Consider the following 6304-nt stretch of genomic DNA (forward strand, 5'->3'; position numbering starts at 1 on the left):
CTGATAGCATGTTGCCATGGCAACACGATTCCTCACTCTCGCTGATGTCGCCGAGACCCTGAATCTCACGATGTCAGCCACCCGCGCCCTCGTTTCCTCCGGCGAGCTCCCGGCCATTCAGGTCGGCGGCAAGCACGTGTGGAGGATCGAAGAATCGGTCCTGGAGCAGTTCATCCAGGATCAATACGTCGCGACGCGCGAGCGTCAGAAGGCGGAAAACACTCAGTAATCGGTCGACCATCGCTGGCCGATGACGCGGAGTCGACGAAGCCCCGCGAGTGCCAGCGAGACGGTCACCCCTTCCTGCTCATCGCGGCCGTCAAAGCTGACGGCCGCCCCACTCAGGGCGACATCGACGTGGTCCGCATAGACCGCGTCGATGACCCCCCTGTGGTCCCCACCGTCGGACTCAATGGCGACACCGACTCCGCGCGCACTCAGCTCTCGTAGCACATGCCCGACACCGACCCCACCCCTGATCGATGATTCTCGGGCGACACTACGACCCAGAGGCCAGGCGCCGACGACGGCAGACAGCATGACGAGGCTGTCGCCATTTTCTCCACGCATGAGCACCCACGTTCGTGTTGAGTCAAGGATCTGACCCGACACGACCCGTCCGCCACGCAACGCAAGGGTAACGATGCCCGAGGCACCAGCGAGCCGCGCCGACAGGGTCACGGACGCACGCTCAGCATCCGTGAGCTCATCGATAAGTTCTTCAAGGTCGCGCACGCGCTGCTCGTCGAAGCGCGCTTCCAGCTCGGCGATGAATGCTGACATATCCATGCCCCTACGATGCCACACCCCCGCCTACAAAGCGCTCCACATCACATTTTTATATCATTTCAATAAACGTATTGACACATACTGAAACGAAGCGGATACTTGGATGCAACGAATCCGTCTCACTCGATGAAGAGTTCACCATGACTGATGATTCACGCACTCCCCTGGGTCAGGAACACCTGTCCGATGCTTTTCTCTGGCTGGTCGGTACCCCGCTGGCCTTCCTTGATTCGCTCTACCTGACCAGACTCGCCCCTCCCCTCGAACCCGAGCACCCGGAGACTCTGGTTGTCTGGATACTCGGTGTGCTTGCACTCTTCCTGCTGATCTGGAGCCTCCTCAGCTCGGCGTGCGCCCACCTCGCACTGCTGCGTGGTGCACCGCCGGCCGTGCGTCGCATCGCGCACGCGCTCGTCGCGCGCTGCGGAACCAGGCTGGCGCGCTCGATGCTCGCCCGGGCAGGTGCCAGCGCACTCATCGGGTCCGCGCTAGTGAGCGCCGCACCGATTGCTGCTTCGATAGCGGCTCCGCAAGAGAGCTCATCACCGGGGCTTTCGCTCACGTGGGCGGATAGCCCACACCCCTGCGAGCCCACCCAGGAGCCGCCGCGCGCCTCGCCGGATTCTTCCACCGCACCGGCATCGACCTCCCCCGATTCGATCACAGTCGCGCCGGGCGATTCCCTCTGGTCGATTGCCGCGTCCCTGCATCCCGGAGCTGACGACACCCGCATCGACGCAACGTGGCGCGCTATTCACGAGGCCAACGCGGGCACGATTCCCGACCCGGACCTCATCCATCCCGGCCAACAACTCACACTCCCCCAGGACTTGCCATGAGCGCACAAATCGCACCCCGGCCTCGCAGCATCGAGCCGAGGTTGAGACGGGCGGCGTCAACGCGTCCCAGCCCCACCCGTCCGGTCCAGCCCGCGCCTTTCCGCTGGAGTCGTAACGAGGCGCTTCCCCACGGTCACTCACTCTCGCAGACGCCGCAGCGCACGGATGCGCCCACGCCGCGCGATCTGCCCGATGCCCAGCAGTGGGCCGCCACGCTTGCGCGTGCAATCATCGAGGTGGTCACTGGGGCACGCCAGGCTCCGCAGCTGCGACGCTGGCTCCTCCCCGAGCTCTACGGCGCGCTCACAACCGTCCACCTCTCCCCCTGTGCGCGCAGCACACGGCCAATCCATGTGCGCACGTGTCCGATTGATGCGGCAACCACCGAGGCAGCCGTCATCGTGTCCACCGCGTCTCGCACGTACGCGCTCGCCCTGCGCCTCGAGGAATACCGCGGGCGCTGGATGATGACGGCACTCGAGCTCGCCTAACCAAGGCGACGAGGCCGGGCCTTCGGCACAGAAACGGGTGAGGGGCTCCCGCAGGAACCCCTCACCCGTATGCTGTAGCAATCAGCTCAGCGGCGGCGACGCTTCTTGGCGGCCGCACGACGCTCGGCGCGGTTACCACCGGACGACGACCCGGCCGATTCGGTGCCCTCGGCGGAGCTGTAGCTCACGCGACTCGGCGCCTTCGCGCGGCCCACGTTACCCATGACGGAACGGGCGTGAGCCACGGCCTCGCGCGCGGCCTCGGAGGTAGCGGACTCGGCGGCAGCAACCTCTTCAACGCTGGGCTCGGCGGTCTCGGACGAGGCGGGGGCCTGCTCGGGAGCAACGGTCGCGGAGGCAATCGAGCCACCGGCTTCCTCCTCAGCGGCCGCCAGCGCACGCTCGAACTGCTTGGCGTAGGAGAACACCTGCTGGACGGACTCCTCGCGGATACGCTCGACCATCGCCTGGAACATCTGCGCGCCCTCGTCCTTGTACTCGACGAGCGGGTCACGCTGACCCATCGCACGCAGGCCGATGCCTTCCTTCAGGTAGTCCATCTCGTAGAGGTGCTCGCGCCACAGGCGGTCCACCACGGAGATGACAACGCGACGCTCGAGAGTGCGCATGGGCTCATCGCCCAGCTGCGCCTGGGCCAGCGGGTTGGCGTTCAGGCGATCCTCGGTGTCCGCGTAGACGGCGTGGATATCGCCGACCAGCTCGTTGACCAGGTCGTCGCGCACGAGGGACGCGGCGCCGCCGTGCTCCTCTTCGACCTCTTCGATCGTGACCGACGGCGGGTAGTAGGCGCGCAGGTGCTCCCACAGGGTGGGCAGATCCCACTCGTCCACGGCCTTGTCGGCAATAGCCTCGTCGACGAGGCCGGTCACGAGGGACTCCATGAAGGCACGCATCTGCGGCCCCATATCCTCACCCTCGAGCACCTTGCGACGCTCGCTGTAGATGGTCTCACGCTGACCCGTCATGACATCGTCGTACTTCAGGACGTTCTTACGGATCTCGAAGTTGCGGGCCTCCACCTGGTGCTGGGCCGACGCAATCGAGCGCGACACCATGCGGTTTTCCAGGGGCATGTCCTCCGGGTATGCGCCCGAGGCCATGATGCGCTGGGCCATGCCCGAGTTGAACAGGCGCATCAGGTCATCTTCCATCGACAGGTAGAAGCGGGACTCGCCCGGGTCGCCCTGACGGCCGCTTCGTCCGCGCAGCTGGTTGTCGATACGACGCGACTCGTGGCGCTCCGAACCGAGCACGTACAGGCCGCCCAGCTCGCGCACTTCCTCGCGCTCGGCCTCGACGGCCTCTTCCGCGGCCTCAAGAGCCTTGGGCCACGCCTCGCGGTACTCCTCCGGGTTCTCCTTCGGGTCAATACCCTCCGCAGCCAGGTTCTTCTGAGCGATGACCTCCGAGTTACCGCCCAGCATGATGTCGGTACCACGACCGGCCATGTTCGTGGCCACCGTGACCGCACCCTTACGGCCTGCCATCGCGACGATGGCGGCTTCACGGGCGTGCTGCTTAGCGTTGAGCACCTCGTGCGGGATGCGCTTCTTCTTGAGCATCTGGGACAACAGCTCGGACTTTTCCACCGAGGCGGTACCGATGAGAACCGGCTGGCCGGCCTCGTGACGCTCGACGACGTCCTCGATGATCGCGTTCAGCTTGCCCTTCTCCGTCGGGTAGACGAGGTCGGACTGGTCCTTGCGGATCATCGGCTTGTTCGTGGGGATCGGGATGACGTCGATCTTGTACGTCGACGCGAACTCCGCGGCCTCGGTCTCGGCCGTACCGGTCATGCCCGAGCGGGAGCCCTCGGGGTACAGACGGAAGTAGTTCTGCAGCGTGATCGTGGCGAGCGTCTGATTCTCAGCCTTGATCTCCACGCCTTCCTTCGCCTCAATCGCCTGGTGCATGCCATCGTTGTAGCGGCGGCCCGGCAGGACACGGCCCGTATGCTCGTCGACGATGAGGACCTCGCCGCCGTCCACAATGTAGTCGCGGTCCTTGAAGAACAGCTCCTTGGCGCGGATCGCGTTGTTGAGGAAGCCGATCAGCGGGGTGTTCGCGGCCTCGTAGAGGTTCTCCACGCCCAGCTGGTCCTCGACCTTGTCGATGCCCGGCTCCAGGATGCCAACGGTCTTCTTCTTCTCGTCGACCTCGTAGTCCTCGTCGCGCTTCAGCAGACGCGCGATGCGAGCGAACTCCACGTACCAGCGGTTCAGGTCACCATCCGCGGGGCCCGAAATGATGAGGGGGGTACGGGCCTCGTCAATGAGGATCGAGTCAACCTCGTCGACGATGACGAAGGCGTGGCCGCGCTGGACCATATCCTCGGGCACCTGCGCCATGTTATCGCGCAGGTAGTCGAAGCCGAACTCGTTGTTCGTGCCATACGTGATGTCGCAGGCGTACATCTCGCGGCGCTCGGCAGGCGTCTGACCCACGAGGATACAGCCGCAGGTCAGGCCCAGGAAGTTGTAGACGCGGCTCATGATGTCCGACTGGTACTTCGCCAGGTAGTCGTTGACCGTCACGACGTGCACGCCCTTGCCGGTCAGCGCGCGCAGGTACGAGGGCATGGTCGCGACCAGGGTCTTACCTTCACCGGTCTTCATTTCGGCGATCTTGCCCTGGTGCAGGGCGATACCACCCATGACCTGGACGTGGAAGGGACGCATGCGCAGGATGCGCCACGAGGCCTCACGGACCGTCGCAAACGCCTCGACCAGGATGTCGTCCAGGGTCTCGCCCTCTTCGAGGCGGTCCTTGAACTCCTGGGTCTTAGCCTGCAGCTCCTCGTCCGTCAGAGCCTCGAAGTCCTCCTGCAAGGCATCAACCTGCGACGCAAGCCGGTCCAGCTTGCGCAGCATACGTCCTTCGCCCGCGCGAAGGATCTTGTCAATAATCGACACGAATAGCTCCTGACGTCTATAGCCCGCCCCCTTGTAGAGCGGACAGTCAAATCCACCCATTAGTTTACGAACTAACTGCCCAAAGTGGAAACGCCCGCGCGAACATGGACGCATTTAACGCTCACAGCGCACACGGGGGCGCCCCGGGCACGGTGCCCGGGGCGCCGCGGTCCTTCAACCGTCAGATTGTCGTGTTCAAGCGAAGCACGCCGTACGTCCACCCGTGGCGGTGGTAGACGACGCACGGCTGGTTCGTGTCCTTGTCGACGAAGAGGAAGAAGGGGTGGCCAACCATCATCATCTGGTCCAGGGCCTCGTCCACGCTCATCGGCGGGGCCTCGTGCACCTTCTGACGGACGATGATCGGGGTATCACCCCACTGCTCCTCGCGGGCCTCTCCGACCTTCAGGTCCTCAGCGCTGCGCAGCGGCTTGGGAGCCTCGGGTTCGGGTGCAGCCACCTCTTCAACGACGGGAGCTTCGAGGATTTCGGCTTCGGCCAGGTCGCGCGGGTACCGACGGCGGTGGTCCTTCACGCGATCACGCAGGCGGCGCAAGCGCTCGTAGAGCTTGCCGGCGGCAATGTCGACGGCCGCGTAGCGATCAGCGGACTGAGCCTCAGCGCGAATGATCGGGCCCTTACCGTAAACGGTCAGCTCGATGCGCTCGGCGGTGTCGGCCTGGCGGGGGTTACGTTCGTGAGTCAGCTCCACATCGACGCGCTGAGCGCGGGGGTAGAACTGAGTGATCTTCGAAACCTTCTCCTCCACGTATTCCCGGAAATTCGGGTGAATCTCGGCATTACGTGCGACGACGGTGATGTCCATGTGTTTCCTCCATGGTGTGCGGCGGGCATCGTTGCCCGCAGGTGGGGATTGTTCGGTGCTCACTGCCCGAACCGTGGTCTGAGCTATCACCTCCCGCACTGACGTGAGGAGCGTCCCTGCTGCTCACGCTATCGAAAGTCTGTAGCCACATCATACCGCAGCCGGTGACCTGCGTCATGTGATAAGTCCGGGTCGGCAGATCGCCACAACCGCGTCGAGCCCACCCAGCACACGCTCCATCTCCCGGATCGTCGCCCCCGTCGTCACCACGTCATCCACCGCCACCACAAGAACACCGCGCGGAGGAACCGCGAGCGCGCGCATCGACCCCATGCGCCCCACCGTGCGCTGCGCCCCGGCCTTGCCCGACTGGGAGGTTGCGCCGATGCGCAGGCGCACCGCGTCCACCACCCGCACGCGCACGCC

At 64.8% G+C, this 6304-nt stretch carries 6 protein-coding genes and 1 pseudogene; 3 read left to right on the forward strand and 4 right to left on the reverse strand.

Annotation, left to right across the window (positions count from 1 at the left end):
* Positions 1-16 precede the first annotated feature (16 nt).
* The gene (locus tag HMPREF1137_RS07905; protein ID WP_009054023.1) at positions 17-229 is read left to right on the forward strand and encodes a helix-turn-helix domain-containing protein; all 213 of its coding nucleotides are present in this window, start codon (positions 17-19) and stop codon (positions 227-229) included.
* On the opposite strand, the gene HMPREF1137_RS07910 is transcribed toward HMPREF1137_RS07905, so the two are convergent.
* On the reverse strand, positions 223-789 hold the full coding sequence (locus tag HMPREF1137_RS07910) for a hypothetical protein (protein ID WP_009053965.1): 567 nt from the start codon (positions 787-789) through the stop codon (positions 223-225). The genes HMPREF1137_RS07905 and HMPREF1137_RS07910 overlap by 7 nt on opposite strands.
* Positions 790-929: 140 nt before the next feature.
* Between HMPREF1137_RS07910 and HMPREF1137_RS07915 the strand changes: the two genes are divergently transcribed.
* A complete protein-coding gene (locus HMPREF1137_RS07915) occupies positions 930-1628 on the forward strand; it encodes a LysM peptidoglycan-binding domain-containing protein (protein WP_009054013.1) in 699 nt (232 codons plus the stop codon).
* On the forward strand, positions 1625-2119 hold the full coding sequence (locus HMPREF1137_RS10440) for an Rv3235 family protein (RefSeq protein WP_196792985.1): 495 nt from the start codon (positions 1625-1627) through the stop codon (positions 2117-2119). The genes HMPREF1137_RS07915 and HMPREF1137_RS10440 overlap by 4 nt, the downstream gene beginning before the upstream one ends.
* A gap of 86 nt (positions 2120-2205) precedes the next feature.
* Here HMPREF1137_RS10440 and secA read toward each other — a convergent pair whose 3' ends face one another.
* The 3 genes and pseudogenes from secA to HMPREF1137_RS10445 all read right to left on the reverse strand — a co-directional run.
* Positions 2206-5052 (reverse strand): preprotein translocase subunit SecA, encoded by a 2847-nt coding sequence (secA, locus tag HMPREF1137_RS07925; protein ID WP_009053984.1) that lies wholly within the window; start codon positions 5050-5052, stop codon positions 2206-2208.
* 181 nt (positions 5053-5233) lie between these two features.
* Positions 5234-5878 (reverse strand): ribosome hibernation-promoting factor, HPF/YfiA family, encoded by a 645-nt coding sequence (gene hpf, locus HMPREF1137_RS07930; protein ID WP_009054039.1) that lies wholly within the window; start codon positions 5876-5878, stop codon positions 5234-5236.
* Positions 5879-6052: 174 nt separating this feature from the next.
* A pseudogene (locus tag HMPREF1137_RS10445) lies at positions 6053-6304 on the reverse strand (competence protein ComF); the annotation flags it as partial.

The organism is Actinomyces sp. ICM39 (assembly GCF_000282935.1).
Taxonomy (GTDB): Bacteria; Actinomycetota; Actinomycetes; order Actinomycetales; family Actinomycetaceae; genus Pauljensenia; species Pauljensenia odontolytica_B.

Excerpts from the sequence above, each read along its gene's own strand:
- HMPREF1137_RS07905 (WP_009054023.1), top strand. The coding sequence starts at position 17 with ATGGCAACACGATTCCTCACTCTCGCTGATGTCGCCGAGACCCTGAAT.
- HMPREF1137_RS07910 (WP_009053965.1), bottom strand. The coding sequence starts at position 789 with ATGGATATGTCAGCATTCATCGCCGAGCTGGAAGCGCGCTTCGACGAG.
- HMPREF1137_RS07915 (WP_009054013.1), top strand. The coding sequence starts at position 930 with ATGACTGATGATTCACGCACTCCCCTGGGTCAGGAACACCTGTCCGAT.
- HMPREF1137_RS10440 (WP_196792985.1), top strand. The coding sequence starts at position 1,625 with ATGAGCGCACAAATCGCACCCCGGCCTCGCAGCATCGAGCCGAGGTTG.
- hpf (WP_009054039.1), bottom strand. The coding sequence starts at position 5,878 with ATGGACATCACCGTCGTCGCACGTAATGCCGAGATTCACCCGAATTTC.